At 74.2% G+C, this 14713-nt stretch carries 14 protein-coding genes; 10 read left to right on the top strand and 4 right to left on the bottom strand.

From position 1 onward, the window contains the following. The first annotated feature begins 15 nt into the window (after positions 1–15). The 3 genes from LUTJ29_RS18040 (at position 16) to LUTJ29_RS0107365 (ending at position 3398) form a co-directional block, all read left to right on the top strand. Entirely contained in the window at positions 16–366 is a 351-nt protein-coding gene (locus tag LUTJ29_RS18040) for a DUF2007 domain-containing protein (RefSeq protein WP_051322811.1), read from the top strand. A gap of 109 nt (positions 367–475) precedes the next feature. Next, on the top strand, positions 476–931 hold the full coding sequence (locus tag LUTJ29_RS0107370) for a bacteriohemerythrin (RefSeq protein WP_043740933.1): 456 nt from the start codon (positions 476–478) through the stop codon (positions 929–931). Positions 932–1046: 115 nt separating this feature from the next. Further along, on the top strand, positions 1047–3398 hold the full coding sequence (locus LUTJ29_RS0107365) for a Tex family protein (protein ID WP_027071966.1): 2352 nt from the start codon (positions 1047–1049) through the stop codon (positions 3396–3398). A gap of 21 nt (positions 3399–3419) precedes the next feature. Here LUTJ29_RS0107365 and LUTJ29_RS0107360 read toward each other — a convergent pair whose 3' ends face one another. Continuing rightward, a complete protein-coding gene (locus LUTJ29_RS0107360) occupies positions 3420–3770 on the bottom strand; it encodes a carboxymuconolactone decarboxylase family protein (protein ID WP_027071965.1) in 351 nt (116 codons plus the stop codon). Between the two features lie 74 nt (positions 3771–3844). Here LUTJ29_RS0107360 and LUTJ29_RS0107355 point away from each other — a divergent pair, with 74 nt between their 5' ends. Together LUTJ29_RS0107355 and LUTJ29_RS0107350 are read left to right on the top strand one after the other, a co-directional pair. Continuing rightward, positions 3845–4162 (top strand): metalloregulator ArsR/SmtB family transcription factor, encoded by a 318-nt coding sequence (locus tag LUTJ29_RS0107355; protein ID WP_027071964.1) that lies wholly within the window; start codon positions 3845–3847, stop codon positions 4160–4162. Positions 4163–4172: 10 nt separating this feature from the next. Next, entirely contained in the window at positions 4173–4703 is a 531-nt protein-coding gene (locus LUTJ29_RS0107350; RefSeq protein ID WP_027071963.1) for a rhodanese-like domain-containing protein, read from the top strand. Here LUTJ29_RS0107350 and LUTJ29_RS16605 read toward each other — a convergent pair. Then, complete coding sequence (locus tag LUTJ29_RS16605) at positions 4693–7677, bottom strand: ligand-binding sensor domain-containing diguanylate cyclase (protein ID WP_156911550.1); 2985 nt, start codon at positions 7675–7677, stop codon at positions 4693–4695. The two genes, LUTJ29_RS0107350 and LUTJ29_RS16605, sit on opposite strands and share 11 nt — an antisense overlap. Positions 7678–7763: 86 nt before the next feature. Here LUTJ29_RS16605 and LUTJ29_RS0107340 point away from each other — a divergent pair, with 86 nt between their 5' ends. Continuing rightward, complete coding sequence (locus LUTJ29_RS0107340) at positions 7764–7967, top strand: oxidoreductase-like domain-containing protein (RefSeq protein WP_027071962.1); 204 nt, start codon at positions 7764–7766, stop codon at positions 7965–7967. Positions 7968–7983: 16 nt separating this feature from the next. On the opposite strand, the gene mnmG is transcribed toward LUTJ29_RS0107340, so the two are convergent. After that, entirely contained in the window at positions 7984–9888 is a 1905-nt protein-coding gene (mnmG, locus tag LUTJ29_RS0107335; protein ID WP_027071961.1) for a tRNA uridine-5-carboxymethylaminomethyl(34) synthesis enzyme MnmG, read from the bottom strand. A 548-nt stretch (positions 9889–10436) separates the two neighbouring features. Beyond that, positions 10437–11321 carry a hypothetical protein gene (locus LUTJ29_RS0107330; protein ID WP_027071960.1) on the bottom strand — a complete coding sequence of 295 codons (885 nt, stop codon included), beginning with the start codon at positions 11319–11321 and terminating at the stop codon, positions 10437–10439. 126 nt (positions 11322–11447) lie between these two features. Between LUTJ29_RS0107330 and LUTJ29_RS0107325 the strand changes: the two genes are divergently transcribed. The 4 genes from LUTJ29_RS0107325 (at position 11448) to LUTJ29_RS16600 (ending at position 14692) form a co-directional block, all read left to right on the top strand. Then, on the top strand, positions 11448–12413 hold the full coding sequence (locus tag LUTJ29_RS0107325) for a pyridoxal-phosphate dependent enzyme (RefSeq protein WP_027071959.1): 966 nt from the start codon (positions 11448–11450) through the stop codon (positions 12411–12413). Then, positions 12410–13021: a YdcF family protein gene (locus LUTJ29_RS0107320; protein WP_027071958.1), complete on the top strand. Its 612-nt coding sequence runs from the start codon at positions 12410–12412 to the stop codon at positions 13019–13021. Before LUTJ29_RS0107325 ends, LUTJ29_RS0107320 begins: the two co-directional genes overlap by 4 nt. A gap of 61 nt (positions 13022–13082) precedes the next feature. Further along, positions 13083–13508, top strand: coding sequence for a ketosteroid isomerase-related protein (locus LUTJ29_RS0107315; protein ID WP_027071957.1), 426 nt, complete (start codon positions 13083–13085; stop codon positions 13506–13508). A gap of 74 nt (positions 13509–13582) precedes the next feature. Continuing rightward, positions 13583–14692, top strand: coding sequence for a glycoside hydrolase family 16 protein (locus LUTJ29_RS16600; RefSeq protein ID WP_084524760.1), 1110 nt, complete (start codon positions 13583–13585; stop codon positions 14690–14692). The last annotated feature ends 21 nt before the right edge of the window (positions 14693–14713 follow it).

Below are 14713 nucleotides of genomic sequence, written 5' to 3'. Positions count from 1 at the left end.
GAATCACCCGCGCGCATGCTCACCATCGTCGCCCGCTACGTGGACCCGATCCAGGCGTGGATCGCCCGCGGCCTGCTCGAGGCCGAGGGGATCGAGGCGCACGTGGGCGACGGACAGGTCGCGCTGGCGAACTGGGAATGGCGCCTGGCCATCGGCGGGGTCAAGCTGCGCGTGCCGGCCGCGCAGGCCGCGCGGGCGCGGGAGGTGCTGCGGGCGATGGACGCCGGCGAGTACGCCATCGACGACGAGGCCCGCCCGGCGACGCCCGTCGCGCCGGACCGCGAAACCGCCAGCAGCCGGCTGGCGTGGCTGGCGCTGGTGCTGTTCAACCTGCCGCTGCCCTGGCGTCGGCGCCGGGGCGACTGAGCCAGGCCCCGGGCCTCGCCGGGCACGTCAATGCGCCGGATCAATGCCGGCCGCGCGCGCCGCGCGCAGGCTGCCGCCAACCCGCAACGACGCAGACACGGTGGCAACGATGTTGGCCTGGCAGGAAGACCTCGAAACCGGCATCGACGTGATCGACGGCCAGCACCGTCGCATCGTCGACATGATCAACCAGCTCGAGGCCGCGCGCCGTGCCGGCGTGCAGGCGACGACCATGGAAGTCCTCGACGAGCTGGTGGACTACACGCTCTCGCATTTCGCGTTCGAGGAGTCGCTGATGGAACAGGCCGGCTACCCGTTCAGCGCCGCGCACCGGCGCGTGCACGAGGTGTTCGCCCGGCGCGTGCAGGACTACCGGCTGCGCTTCGAGGCCGGCGAGGACATCCTCGACGAACTGCGCGCGATGCTATCGCGCTGGCTGTTCAACCACATCCGTGGCGACGACAAGGCCTATTCGGAGACGGTCAAGCGCCATCTCAACGCGATCACCCGGTCGCCGGCGCATGCCGGCTGGCTGGGCCGCACCATGCAGCGGCTGTTCCACTGACGCCGCGCCCCGCGTCCGCCCCGTGCCGCGACGCGGCCTGCTTGTCAAGCGCTTACATCGCGCGGGGGCGGTTGCCACAATCCAGGTCCGAGCCATCGCTACCGGACCGCCGTCCATGACCGACACCACACCTGCGCTCGCGCGCAGGATCGCCCAGACCATCGCCGGCGAGATCGGCGCGCAGACGCAGCAGGTGGAAGCCGCAGTGGCGTTGCTGGATGAAGGCGCCACGGTGCCGTTCATCGCACGCTACCGCAAGGAAGCCACCGGCGGCCTGGACGACACCCAGCTGCGCAACCTGGAGGTGCGCCTGGCCTACCTGCGCGAACTGGAGGAGCGCCGCGCCGCGATCCTGGCCAGCATCGACGAGCAGGGCAAGCTGACCGACGCACTGCGCGCCGACATCGAGGCCGCCGACAGCAAGTCGCGGCTGGAGGACCTCTATCTCCCGTACAGGCCCAAACGCCGCACCCGCGCCCAGATCGCGCGCGAGGCGGGGCTCGAGCCGCTGGCCGATGGCCTGCTGCAGGACCCGACCCTGGTGCCGGAGGAGTTCGCCGCCGGCTTCGTCGACGCCGACAGGGGCGTGGCCGACGCGAAGGCCGCGCTGGAAGGCGCGCGCGCGATCCTGATCGAGCGCTGGGGCGAGGATGCGGCGCTGATCGGCGAGCTGCGCGAATGGCTGTGGAGCAACGGTCGGATCCGCGCCAGGGTGGTCGAGGGCAAGGAACAGGCCGGCGAGAAATTCCGCGACTACTTCGACCATGCCGAACCGCTGGCGAAGATCCCCTCGCACCGCATGCTCGCGCTGCTGCGCGGCCGGCGCGAGGAATTCCTCACCCTCGACCTGGAGCCGGGCGAGGACGCCGAGGCCGGGCACCAGTACGCCGAGGGGCGCATCGCCCTGCATGCCGGCATCCGCGACGCGGGGCGCCCGGCCGACGCCTGGCTGCGCAGCGCCTGCCGGCTGGCATGGAAGGCGAAGCTGCACCTGCACCTGTCGATCGACCTCGTCGCGCGTGCGCGCGAGCAGGCCGAGGCCGAGGCGATCGCGGTGTTCGGCCACAACCTCAAGGACCTGCTGCTGGCCGCGCCCGCGGGCCCGCGCCCAGTGCTGGGCCTGGATCCCGGCCTGCGCACCGGGGTGAAGGTCGCCGTGGTCGACGCCACCGGGAAGCTCGTCGCCACCGACACCATCTATCCGCACGAGCCGCGCCGGCAGTGGGACGCCTCGATCGCCACCCTCGCCGCGCTGTGCCGCGCGCACGCGGTGGAGCTGGTCGCGATCGGCAACGGCACCGCGAGCCGCGAGACCGATCGCCTCGCCGCCGACCTGATCCGGCGCCATCCCGAACTCCAGCTGCAGAAGGTGGTGGTGAGCGAGGCCGGCGCCTCGGTGTACTCGGCCTCGGAGCTCGCGGCCAGGGAGTTCCCCGGCCTCGACGTGTCGCTGCGCGGCGCGGTCTCGATCGCGCGCCGGCTGCAGGACCCGCTGGCCGAACTGGTGAAGATCGAACCCAAGGCGATCGGCGTCGGCCAGTACCAGCACGATGTCGACCAGTACAAGCTCGCGCGCGCGCTCGACGCCAGGGTCGAGGACTGCGTGAACGCGGTCGGCGTGTTCGTCAACACCGCCTCGAGCGCGCTGCTGGCGCGCGTGTCGGGCCTGTCGCCGACGGTCGCCGGGAACATCGTCGCCCACCGCGACGCCAACGGTCCGTTCCGCAGCCGCCGCGAACTGCTGCAGGTGCCGCGCCTGGGCGAGAAGACCTTCGAGCAGTGCGCCGGCTTCCTGCGCATCGCCGACGGCGACGAGCCGCTCGACGCCTCCGCCGTGCATCCCGAGGCCTATCCGGTGGTCGAACGCATCGTCCAGGCCACCGGTCGTCCGATCCAGGCGCTGGTCGGCGACGCTGCCTTCGTGCGCACGCTCGAGCCGTCGCGTTTCACCGACGAGCGCTTCGGCGAACCGACGGTGCGCGACATCCTCAAGGAGCTGGAGAAACCCGGCCGCGACCCGCGCCCGGAGTTCCGTGCGGCGCAGTTCGCCGAGGGCGTCGAAGACATCAAGGACCTGCGCGAAGGCATGATCCTGGAGGGCGTGGTGAGCAACGTCGCCGCGTTCGGCGCCTTCGTCGACATCGGCGTGCACCAGGACGGGCTGATCCACATCTCCGCACTGTCCGACCGCTTCGTGAAGGATCCGCGCGAAGTGGTGAAGGCCGGCGACATCGTCAAGGTGAAGGTGCTGGAAGTGGACGTCGCGCGCAGGCGCATTGCCCTCACCCGGCGCCTGGACGATGCGCCCGCGCGACGTGAAGCGCGCGACGAACCGCGGCGCGGCGGGCGCGGCGGGCGTGGCGACGGCGGCCAGCGCGGCGGGCGCCCCGGCGGCCCGGCACGCCCGGGCGCGCCGCCGGCCAACAACGCGCTGGCAGAGGCCTTCGCCCGCGCCACGCGCAAGTAGCATGTCGCGGGGCCGCGCCGCTCAGGCGGCCTTGCGGAAGTCCTCGAACGCGGCCTGCGCGTGCGCCGCGTACATCAGCGACGGGCCGCCGCCCATGTAGACCGCGACGCCGAGCATCTCGCGGAACTCCTCCGGGGTGGCCCCCAGCCGCGCCAGCGCCCTGGCGTGGAAACCGAGGCAGCCGTCGCAGCGGCTGGCCACGCCGATCGCCATGGCGATCAGCTCCTTGGTCTTCTCGTCGAGCGCGCCCGGCGCCATCGCGGCCTTGGCCAACGCGCCGAAGCCCTGCATCAGCGCGGGATGGTGGCTGCGCAGGTCGGTGAGGTTGCGCGAGATCGCGCGGACGTGGTCGTCGTAGGATTCGATGGACATGGCGTTGCTCCTGCCTGGATGGCCGGCAGTATATTAGATGTTGCTAATTTAGCAATACCTAATATAATGGCCGCATGAGCCCTCCCGTCTCCCGTTCCGACCGCCGTTTCATGCAGCAGGGCGCGGCCGAAGCGGCCGCCATGCTGCGTACCTTGGGCCACGAGCAGCGGCTGCTGGTGCTGTGCCTGCTCGTCGCCCACGGCGAACGCACCGTCGGCCAGCTGCTGGAAGACGTCGAACTCAGCCAGTCCGCGCTGTCCCAGCACCTGGCGCGGATGCGCGAGGACGGCCTCGTCGCCGCGCGGCGCGAGGGCCAGTGCGTCCACTACCGCATCGCCGACCCGCGCGTCGCCACCCTGGTGGCCGCGCTCAAGTCGGTGTTCTGTCCCTGAGGACCCTTCCATGCGCAACATCGATCCATGCGAGGCCAGGCGGCTGCTCGACGCGGGCGCTGTCCTGGTCGACATCCGGGGCGCCGACGAACATCGCCGCGAGCGCATCCCCGGCGCGCTCTGTGTCCCGCTCGAAGCGCTGCACGGGCCGTTGCCCCTGCCGCCCGGCGTGCCGGTGGTGTTCCACTGCCGTTCCGGGCTGCGCACGGACAGCCACGCGGCGAGGTTGGCGGAAGCGGCCGGCGACCGCGAGGCATGGCGGCTGGAAGGAGGGCTCGACGGCTGGCGGCGGGCAGGCCTGCCGACGGCGCGCGCGGCCGGTGCCCCGCTCGAGCTGGGGCGTCAGGTGCAGCTCGTGGTCGGCGCCGTGGTGCTGGTGGGCAGCGTGCTGGCCGCGATGCTCTCGCCCTGGTTCCTGCTCCTGACCGCACTGCCCGGACTTGGGCTGCTGGTGGCGGGCTCGACCGGGTTCTGCGGCCTGGCGCGGGTGCTGGCACGCATGCCCTGGAACCGCGCCCGCCCCCGGGCCGCTACCCGGTGACGATCCGATCGCGGCCCTGGCGCTTGGCTTCGTAGAGCGCGGCGTCGGCGCGCTGCAGCAGCGCGTCGATGCCTTCCTGGCCCTGGCGCTGGACCAGGCCGATGCTGATCGTGCAACAGGCGGCGGTGTCGCCGTCCAGTCCCAGCGGCATCGCCGCGACGGCGCGCCGCGCGCGCTCGAGCACCGCCACCGCGGCGTCGCGCGTGGTCTGGCCGAGCACCACCAGGAACTCCTCGCCGCCCAGCCGCGCCACGGTCAGCCCCGGCTCGCGCAGCGAGGCCTGCAGCTGCAGTGCCACCTGGGCCAGCACCCGGTCGCCGGCCTGGTGCCCGTAGCGGTCGTTGATGTGCTTGAAGCGGTCGACGTCCACGATCGCCACGCATACCGGGCCGTGGTTCGCGTCGGCCTGCTGCAGTGCCGACGCCAGCGCGCGGTCGCCGGCGCGGCGGTTGGGCAGCCCGGTCAGCGGATCATGGCTGGCCTGGTAGGCAAGCTGTTCGATCAGCAGTTCGCGCTCGCGCGAGGCGGCTTCGAGTTCGTCGTTGGTCCTGCGCAGCTGTTCGGTGCGCTGGGCGACGATCGCCTCGAGCCGGCGTTGCCGCTCGCGCAGGCGCCGCCCGAGCCCGTGGTGCAGCAGCACCAGCAGGCCCAGCACCGCGACCCCCGCGGCCACCACCACCCACGGCTGCCGCCACCAGGACGTGGCGACGTCGAATTCGATCGCGGTGGACGCGGCTGGCCGCGCCCAGCCGCCGAGCGAAGACGCGACTTCCACCTCGAACCGGAGGCGGCCGCCGGGCAGGTTGGTGTAGGTGACCTCGCGCGCGGTGCCGGCCTCCACCCAGTCCGGATCCACGCCATGCAGCCGGTAGCGGTAGCGCAGCGCACCGGGCTGGCGCAGGCTCAGCCCGGCATAGCGGATCTGCACCCGCCCCCCCGCCGGGACCAGGCCGGGCGCGGACGGCAGGCGCTCCTCGCCGTTGACCTGCAGGGCGTCGATCACCAGCGGCACCGCGCCGCGCTCGGGCGCGACCTGCGGGGCCGGATCGAACACCGCGATGCCCGCGGCGGTAGGGATCCACAGCTCGCCGTCGCGCATGCGCCAGCCGGCCGGCCAGCTGCCGCCGTTGGCCTGGCGGCTGGGCATGCCGTCGTCGCGGGTGAACAGCGCGACGTCCAGGCGATCGCGCTCGCCGCGGTCCACCGCCGCGAACGCGCTGCGCGGCACCCGCATCACGCCGTGGTTGCTGCTCAGCCACAGGTGCCCCGAGTCGTCGGCAAGCACCCGGAACACGGTGCTTCCGCCCAGTCCGTGGGCCTCGCCGTAGGCGCGGTAGCCCCCGGGGCCGTGGTGCAGCAGGCCGCGGTCGGTGGCGATCCACATCCCGCCTCCGGGATCTGGATGGAAGTCGAAGGCCGACTGCGCCGGATACGGCGACCCCGGCCGCTGCACCACCAGATGGCCGTCTGGCTCGCGCCAGGCCAGGCCGCCGAGCAGGCCGATCCACAGCCGCCCGTCGTCACCGCGGTGGAAGGCGCGCACCGGCAGTGCCGGCAGCCCGGGCAGCGGTTCGGCGTGGAGCAGGCCGTCGCGCCAGGCGACCACGCCGCGCTCGGTGCCGATCCACAGCGTGCCGTCGGGGTCCTCCAGCAGTGCGCGGACCTGTTCGGCGCCGAACGGTTGGTCCTCGGGCACCAGCGTCCGCACCGGTGCGCCGCCAGCCGCCACGTGCACGACCCCGCGGTTGTAGGTGCCGACCCAGGCTCCGCCGTCGGCGGCCGGCGCCAGCGCCAGCACGCTGCTCGGCGGCGTCCCGGGCGCGGGGTACACCTGGCGCATGCGGCCCTCGTGGAGCACGCTCAGGCCGTCCGCGTGCCCGATCCAGACCGTGCCGTCGCCGGTCTGCAGCACGCTGCGCACGTAGTCCGAGGGCAGCCCGGGCTGGCGCACGATGCCGCGCACCGGACCGTCGGCGATCCGGTACAGCCCGTGGGTGGTGCCGAACCACAGCAGCCCCTCGCGATCCTCGAACAGCGCCCCGGTGGCGTAGCCGACCACGCCGTGCTCGCTGCCCAGCCGCTCCCAGCGTCCGTTCCAGTGGCGCAGCACCGCGGCGTCCGTGGCCGCGACCCAGACCGCGCCGGCACGATCCACCAGCAGGCCCTCCGCGCGATCGGCGCGCAGGCGCACGGTACGTCCGCCCTGGTGGCGCCACACGCCCTGCTCGCCCGCGATCCAGGTCGCACCGTCGCCGTCGCGCACCAGCGCCCGCACCTCGCCGGGCGCCAGCCCCAGTCCGGCGCCCAGCGGCTCGACCTGGCCGTCGCGCCAGCGGTACAGGCCGCGCGGCAGGCCGAGCCACAGGCTGCCGTCGGCCTGGGCCAGCAGTGCGTTGACCTGGCGCCCGGCCAGGCTCTCGCCGCCCGGCACCCGTTCGCAGCGCCCGCCGGGCCGCATCCGGTACAGGCCGTCGGTGGCCGCGATCCAGGCGCCGCCCCCGGTCGCGGCCGCGAGCCGCACCGCCGGCAGCGCATCGATCCCGCGGCACGCCGGTCCGGGGGCGCCGTCCACCGGCACGCGCATCAGGCCCGCGCCGTCGACCGCCACCAGCATGCTGCCGTCGTCGTCGCGCCACAGCGTGCGCGAGGCCACGCGTCCACCGCTTGCCTCGCGCAGGCCCGGCACGGGGCTGAAGCCGAGCCCGTCGAAGCGGGCGGTACCTTCCCAGGTGGTGAGCCACAGGAAGCCGTCCAGTCCCTGGCCGATGGCGTAGACCTGGCTGTGCGGCATGCCGTCGTCGGCGTTCCAGCGCGTCAGCGTGTAGTGGCTGGCCGGGACCGCCGGGTCGAGCGCGCGCGCCGGCGGCGCAAGCGCGAAACCGGCGGCAGCCAGCACGAGCAATGCCAGCCGCCGCCATGCGGGCATGGCGCGGAACCCGGGAATCGGCATGGAAACGTACGTGCCCCTGTTCACGTCCGGCGCCAATTCTACGGGGTCGGGCCCCGGCAGGAACGTGGCGGGGGTTTGGAACCGGCGCATCGACGGGCCACCATGCGCGCATGCCGATCGAACCCGTCCCCGACCCCGCCGCCGGACCGGTGGACGCCACCGACCCGCGTCCGGTCCCACCCGAGCCGCCGTTGCCCGGCGACTGCTGCGACAGCGGTTGCGACCGGTGCGTGTACGACCTCTACAGCGAGGCTCTGCAGGATTACCGCGAACGGCTCGCGCGCTGGCGCGAGCGCCATCCGGGCGCGGACTGAGCCGGCCGCCCGGCGGTCAGGCCGCGTCGGTGCGCCGCTGGCGCGACAGGTGCACCAGCAGCAGCGAGATCGCCGCCGGGGTCACGCCCGGGATCCGCTGCGCCTGGCCCACCGTTTGCGGGCGCACGCGCTCGAGCTTCTGCCGCGCCTCGGCCGAGAGGCCGCGCACGCGCGCGTAGTCGAACCCGTCGGGAATCGGCATGCCCTCGTGGCGCAGCTGGCGCGCGATCTCCTCGCGCTGGCGCTGCAGGTAGCCGGCGTACTTGGCCTCGATCTCGACCTGCTCGGCGACGTCCTCGGCCACCGGCGACTCCGGCGCGAACACGGGCAGGGCCGCCAGGCGCGCGTGGTCCAGCTCCGGACGCCGCAGCAGGTCGAGCGCGGTGCCCTCGCGGCTGACCTCGATGCCCAGCGCCTGCGCGACCTCGCGGCCGGCGGCGTTGTTCGGCGAGACGCGCAGCGCGCCCAGCCGCGCGGTCTCGCGCCCGATCGCTTCGCGCCGGGCCTCGAATCGGGCCCAGCGCGCGTCGTCGACCAGCCCCAGCTCGCGGCCGACCGGCGTCAGGCGCAGGTCGGCGTTGTCCTCGCGCAGCTGCAGCCGGTACTCGGCGCGCGAGGTGAACATGCGGTACGGCTCGCTGGTGCCGTGGGTGATCAGGTCGTCCACCAGCACGCCGATGTAGGCCTGGTCGCGGCGCGGCGACCACGGCTCCAGGCCGCGCACCAGGCGCGCGGCGTTGACGCCGGCGAGCAGGCCCTGCGCCGCGGCCTCCTCGTAGCCGGTGGTGCCGTTGATCTGGCCGGCGAAGAACAGGCCGGACACCGCGCGGGTCTCCAGCGACGACTTCAGCCCGCGCGGATCGAAGAAGTCGTACTCGATCGCGTAGCCGGGGCGGGTGATGTGCGCGCGCTCGAATCCGCGGATCGAACGCACCATCTCCAGCTGCACGTCGAACGGCAGCGAGGTGGAGATGCCGTTCGGGTAGATCTCCACCACGTCCAGCCCCTCGGGCTCGACGAACACCTGATGGCTGTCGCGCTCGGCGAAGCGCACCACCTTGTCCTCGATGCTCGGGCAGTAGCGCGGGCCGATGCCCTCGATCTGGCCCGAGTACATCGGCGAGCGGTGCAGCGCGCCGCGGATCAGCTCGTGGGTGCGTCCGCAGGTATGGGTGATCCAGCACGACACCTGGCGCGGATGGTCCTCGCGCGAGCCCATGAACGAGAACACCGGGCGCGGGTCGTCGCCCGGCTGCTCCTCCATCACCGAGTAGTCGAGCGTGCGCCCGTCGATGCGCGGCGGGGTGCCGGTCTTGAGCCGATCGACGACGAAGGGGCGTTCGCGCAACCGCGCGGCCAGCGTCACCGCCGGCGGATCGCCCATGCGCCCGGCCGCGTACCGGGTCTCGCCGATGTGCACCTTGCCGGCGAGGAAGGTGCCCGCGGTCAGCACCACCGCCGGCGCCTCGAAGCGCAGGCCGGTGTTGGTGATCGCGCCGCGTACCGTGTCGACGCGCCCGTCGGATTCGATCACCAGGTCGTCGACCGCGGCCTGGAACACGGTGAGGCGGGGCTGGCGCTCCACCGCGCGGCGGATGAAGGCGCGGTACAGCGCGCGGTCGGCCTGGGCGCGCGTGGCGCGCACCGCCGGGCCCTTCGAGGCGTTGAGGCGACGCCACTGGATGCCGGCGGCGTCGGCCGCCCTGGCCATGATCCCGCCGAGCGCGTCGATCTCGCGCACCAGGTGGCCCTTGCCGATGCCGCCGATCGCCGGGTTGCAGCTCATCGCGCCCACGGTCTCGATGCTGTGGGTGAGCAGCAGGGTGCGGGCGCCGGCGCGGGCCGAGGCGAGCGCGGCCTCGGTCCCGGCGTGGCCGCCGCCGATCACGATGACGTCGTAGCGATGGAAGTCCTGGCTCATGTGGGGCATCCCGCCGGCGCGCACGGGGGCCCGTCCGCGCCGGGATTGTTGGCGTGCGGCGGCCGCGGCGCAAGCGCGCGGACCCGCGGTCGCGGACAGGTTGGCACGGTTCCTGCGTGCCTCTCCGTTGCACCCGGGCTGGCAGCGTCAAGGGGGGCGCGGCCGGAGATTGGAACAGGGCTGGCCATGCACGGCCCGGGGAAGCAAAGGGGCCGGATGTCGGGGGACATCCGGCCCCATTCTTTTTTCGCCTTCCAGCGCCGCGTCCCGGTGGCCGCGGGTGCGCGCATGCGCGCGAACCGGGCCCGGGGGCCGCATCGCCGATGGGGAAGGCCGTGGCCGGCATCCGGGGCCTGGCGCTCCGGGGCGCCCTCGAAGGGCGCCGACGCCCGGCGGGAGCGGAACAGGGGGGATCCGGTATCCCCCGCCGGGTGTCGACATCTGAAACCGATTTTTTGTCTTTCCGGACCGCGAGCGTCGAAATCCGACGCAGCCCGTCAGCCCGGCTAGCTTGAACGTCCCCGCGCCCGAGCGCAAGGGGTTCGGGTCTAATCCTCCTGCCTCGGGCGCGGCGTCGGGGCGCGTCGCTCCGCGGCAGGCGCGCTCCTCTGGACCGGCGCCGGGCGCGGCGCGGACACGGCCGGCGCACGCGGGGCCGACGACGGCTGCGTCCGCGGCGCCGGCGCCGGGGCCAGCGGCCGCGACGGCGCGCTCCTGGCCGGCGCGGAGGGCGCCGCGGCGGGCGTGGGCCGGACGGTGGGCGTCGCCATGGGCTGGCGGCCCTCGCGGCGCACCGGGGTCGGGGGCGTCGTCCGGCCCGGGGTCGAGGTCGGCGCCGGCTGCGCCGGGGGAGTCGCCAACGGCCGGCTCGGGATGCGGCGCACCGGACTCGTCGCCGGCGCGGTCACCGGCGCCGGCCGGACACCCGCCGGCGCCAGCGGCTGCGACGACTCCCGCCGGACCGGCGCGGGCGCCACGCGGGCACGCTGCGGCGCCTGCGCCTGCGGAACCGTGCGCCGGCGCGGCGGCAGGTTGCCGCCGGTGCCGCGCTCGACCTCCGGCGCCGACGGGGTGTCGGGCGGTCGCGGCGGCTGCGGCGGACGCGGACGCACCGGGTAGTGGGGCCAGTAGTGGCCGCCGTACGGCCAGAACCGGTAGGCGCTGCCGCCGTAGCCGTAGACGTAGGGGTAGCCGTAGCCGAGGCCGCCGTACCAGCCGCTGCGGCTGTAGCCGAGCAGACCGTACGAGCCGCCGTAGTAATAGGACGGTCCGCCGTAGTAGTAGCTCGACGCGCCACCGCCGTACGGATCGCCGAAGCGGTCGTGGTAACCGTAGTCGTCGCGGTAGTAGCCGCCGCCGTCCGGGTAGTAGTAGCTGGCACAGCCGGACAACCCGCCGAGCAGCAGCAGGGCAACGAGAAGCTTGCGGACCATGCCGGATCCCCCGAATCAGCGAGGGCCCAGCATCCGGCCGCTGCTTTGAATCCGTGCTTAACCCTTCCGGCGAGGCATTCGGGTTGCTGAACACGCCCCGCGCCCGGTCGGATAGGCTGTTGCGCCATGTCCCCCAGCACGCCGCTGCCGCGATTCGACGACGTGCTGGACGCGGCGGCGAGGATCGCACCGCACGCCCGCGTCACGCCGGTCCTGCGCGCCGACGCGCTCGACCACGCCGCCGGCGCGCGCCTGCTGTTCAAGGCCGAGGGCCTGCAACGCTCGGGCGCGTTCAAGTTCCGCGGTGCCTGCAACGCGGTCTCGAGCCTGCCGGACGCCGTGGCCGCGCGCGGGGTCGTCACCCATTCCTCGGGCAACCACGGCGCCGCCCTGGCGCTGGCCGCGCGCCTGCGCGGCATCCCCTGCCACGTGGTGGTGCCGGAAGGCGCGACCCGCACCAAGCTCGCCCTCGTCGCCAGCCAGGGCGCGATCCTGCACCGCTGCGCGCCCGGCCTCGACGCGCGCGAGGCGCGCTGCGCCGAAGTCCAGGCCGCGACCGGCGCGACCCTCGTGCATCCCTACGCCGATCCGAAGGTGATCGCCGGCCAGGGCACCGCGACCCTGGAACTGCTCGCGGCGGCGGGCGACCTGGACGTGGTCGTGGTTCCGGTGGGCGGCGGCGGGCTCGCCTCCGGCGCGGCGCTCACCCTGGCCGGGCGCGCGCCCGCCACCGCGCTGGTCCTGGCCGAGCCGGCAGGCGCGGCCGACGCCCTGCACGCGTTGCGCACAGGCCGGCGCGAACCGGTGCCCGCGCCCGGCACCGTGTGCGACGGGCTGCGCGCCACGATCGGCGAGCCCAACTTCCGCATCCTCCAGGCACACGGCGCCGAAGTACTCGCGGTCGAGGACGGCGACACCATCGCCGCGATGCGCCGGCTGCTGGCCGAACTGCGGATGCTGGTGGAACCGTCGTCGGCGGTGGCGCTGGCGGCGGTGCTGGCCCACCCCGCGCGCTTCGCCGGCAAGCGCGTGGGCATCGTGCTCAGCGGTGGCAACGTCGATCCCGACGCGCTGCCCTGGATGCCGGCATGAGCCGCGATCCGCGCGCGCGCCGACCGCTGCTGCGCTGGCTGGTGCGCCTGGCGGTGCTGGGCCTGCTGTGGCTGGCCGGGGTGGCGGCGTGGATCCACTGGGTGGGCCAGCGCGACGAGGCACGCGCGGCCGACGCGATCATCGTGCTCGGCGCCGCGGCCTACGACGCCGTACCGTCGCCGGTGTTCCGGGCGCGGATCGAGCACGGCCTCGACCTGTACCGCGCCGGGCACGCGAAGGTGCTGGTCTTCACCGGCGGCTACGGCGGTGGCGGCGCGCGCTTCGCCGAGTCGCAGGTGGCACGGCGCTACGCGATCCGCGCCGGGATCCCCGAGGACGCGATCCTGATCGAATCGACGTCGCAGACCACCTACCAGAACCTGTTCGAGGCGCGCAACCTGATGCTCGAGCACGGCCTGCGCGACGCGATCGTGGTGAGCGATCCGCTGCACATGGCGCGCGCCCTGCGCCTGTGCCGCCAGCTCGGCATCCGCGCCTACGGCTCGCCGACGCCGCGCACGCGCTTCCGTTCGTTCCGCACGCGCTGGGAGTTCCTCGCCCGCGAGGTGTACTTCTTCCACCGCGACCTGGTGGTGCGGCCGCAGTAGCCCGCGGTGGCGCGCTATCATGGCCGCGCGCCGGCCCCCACCCGCGCGCCCGGATCCCGCCATGCGCATCGACGGCAGCCGCCTCCACGACCGCGCCACCGAGCTGGTGCTGGCCTACTACGCCGCGTTCAACCGCGGCGACCGCGACGCGATGCTGGCGCTGCTGGCCGACGACGTGGTCCACGACCTCAACCAGGGCCCGCGCGAGACCGGGCGCGAGGCCTTCGCCGCGTTCATGGCGCGCATGGACCGCTGCTACCGCGAACAGCTGCGCGACGTGGTGGTCATGGCCACCGCCGACGGCGCCCGCGCCGCGGCCGAGTACGTGGTCCACGGCGAGTACCTCGAGGCGGACGCGGGGCTGCCCCCGGCCCGCGGCCAGCGCTACGTGCTGCCCGGCGGCGCCTTCTTCGAGATCCGCGACGGCCGCATCGCCCGCGTCACCAACTACTACAACCTCGAGGACTGGCTGGCTCAGGTACGCTGAGCGCGCGCGCCGCGGCGGCGTCCGTGGCAGGATGTCGGCGGCCGCGGGGGCGGTCGACCGGGGGAGGACTGTACATGCGGCGTCCGTCCGCGACCTTGCGACGGTTCCAGGCCTGCGCGCTCGGCGTGCTGGCCCTGGCGATGGGCTGCAGCACCGGGGCGCAGACCGCGCGCCCGGCCGGCGGCCAACTGGTGTGGGCGGACGAGTTCGAGGCCGCCGAGCTGTCCAACTGGAGCTTCGAGACCGGCGGCCACGGCTGGGGCAACCGCGAGCTGCAGTACTACACCGACGGCGCCAACGCCTTCATCCAGTACGACGAGATGGCCGGCAGCCGGGTGCTGGTGATCGAGGCGCGGCCCGGCGCACCGGCCGGCGCGGCCTGCTGGTACGGCGCGTGCCAGTACAGCTCCACGCGCATGGTCACCCGCGGCAAGCGCGAGTTCACGCACGGACGGGTCGAGGCCCGCATCCGCCTGCCGCACACCCAGGGCATCTGGCCGGCGTTCTGGATGCTGGGGTCGGACTTTCCCGACGTCGGCTGGCCCGAGAGCGGCGAGATCGACATCATGGAGCACGTGGGCTTCGAGCCCACCCTCACCCACGGCGCCCTGCACGGCCCGGGCTACTCCGGTGATCGCCATTTCAGCGGCACCCACGACCTGGGCGAGGCGGCCGACGCGCGCTACCACGTCTACGCGGTGGACTGGGACGCCGACGGCCTGCGCTGGTCGGTGGACGGCCACGAGTACTTCAGCCTGACCCGCGCCCAGGTCGAGGCGCGCGGCCGCTGGGTGTTCGACCAGCCGTTCTTCCTCCTGCTCAACGTCGCGGTCGGCGGCGACTGGCCCGGCAACCCCGACACCGGCAGCGTGTTCCCGCAGCGCATGTACGTGGACTGGGTGCGGGTCTACGACGCCGGGCCCGCGAAGCCGCGGCGGCGCAATGGCGCCCAGCCGCTGTCGCCACCGGGCGCTGCCGCGCGGGCAGCGCCCTCGCGACCGGCCTCGCCCACGGCCGCACCCGCGCGCACTGCGGCGCCGCCCGCCGCCATGGTCGAACCCGGCCGCGCGCTGCGTCCGCTGCTCCGGCTGGGCACCACGCGGGCATGGGACGAGGCCTGCGCGCCGCGCGACGCGCACGGCTGCGCCGCCCGCGACGGCGTGGATCGCCGCGACCCGCGCTGACGGGCACGGCAAGCCCCGGCG

Source organism: Luteimonas sp. J29, assembly GCF_000472505.1.
Taxonomy (GTDB): Bacteria; Pseudomonadota; Gammaproteobacteria; order Xanthomonadales; family Xanthomonadaceae; genus Luteimonas.
This window is presented reverse-complemented; position numbering and strand designations above follow the sequence as displayed.